1 pseudogene is annotated in these 820 nt (G+C 74.4%); it reads left to right on the top strand.

Going from position 1 to position 820, the window contains the following annotated elements:
* Nucleotides 1–633: pseudogene (locus DWV32_RS10060) on the top strand (DDE-type integrase/transposase/recombinase); the annotation flags it as partial.
* Nucleotides 634–820: the final 187 nt, after the last annotated feature.

Raw genomic sequence — 820 nt, 5'->3', positions numbered from 1 at the left:
CTCGGAGAGGACGCCTGCGCCGCGGCCTGGGAGATGGACACCGTCGAGGGCTCCAGGGGCGACTCCGCCAGGCTCCTCACGCTCCTGCACCGCCCGAGCCGCTTCCAGCTGGCCCTGCCGCTGCCGGACGGCACGTGCGCCTCGGTCCTGGCGGCGCTCTCCTCCCTGCGCGGGGTCCTCGGCGAGGACGGCGCGAGGCGCGCCTTCGGCGCCGTGCTCACCGACAACGGGAGCGAGTTCGCCGACGAGGGCGCCATCGCGGCGCTGATCGGCGAGCGGGACGGCGAGACCAGGCTCTTCTACTGCGACCCCCGGCAGAGCCAGCAGAAGGGCGCGTGCGAGAAGAACCACGTGGAGATCAGGAAGCTGCTGCCCAAGGGCGCCGGGGCCAGGTTCGACCGGCTGACGGCGGCGGACTGCGCGCTGCTCATGTCGCAGGTGAACTCCGAGCCGAGGGGGGCGCTCGGGTTCCTGACGCCGGCGCGCGTGCTGCGGATGGCCCTCGGGGAGGACGCCTCCGCCCTCATGGACGCGTTCGGGATAGAGGAGCTGGCGCCCGGCGAGCTCGACCTCACGCCCGGCTGCATCGACAGGGCCAGGGCCGCGAGGGGCGAGGGGCCGCTGGCGGGATAGGCGGCGGGCCGGGACATGGGCCGGAGGGCCCGTTGCGCTGAGTCCGGAACGGCTGCGCGGCGGGCTGGCGGAGCATGCGGCGGCGGCATGGGGGCACCGGCCTCCATAGCCTCTCCACCTGCGGAGACGATGCGACGGCCAGGTGCCGGGAGCTATTCCCGCGTTGCGCTAGCTGCGGAAACGCGGG

Source organism: Collinsella sp. AF04-24 (assembly GCF_003465685.1).
Classification (GTDB): Bacteria; Actinomycetota; Coriobacteriia; order Coriobacteriales; family Coriobacteriaceae; genus Collinsella; species Collinsella aerofaciens_AP.
This window is presented reverse-complemented; position numbering and strand designations above follow the sequence as displayed.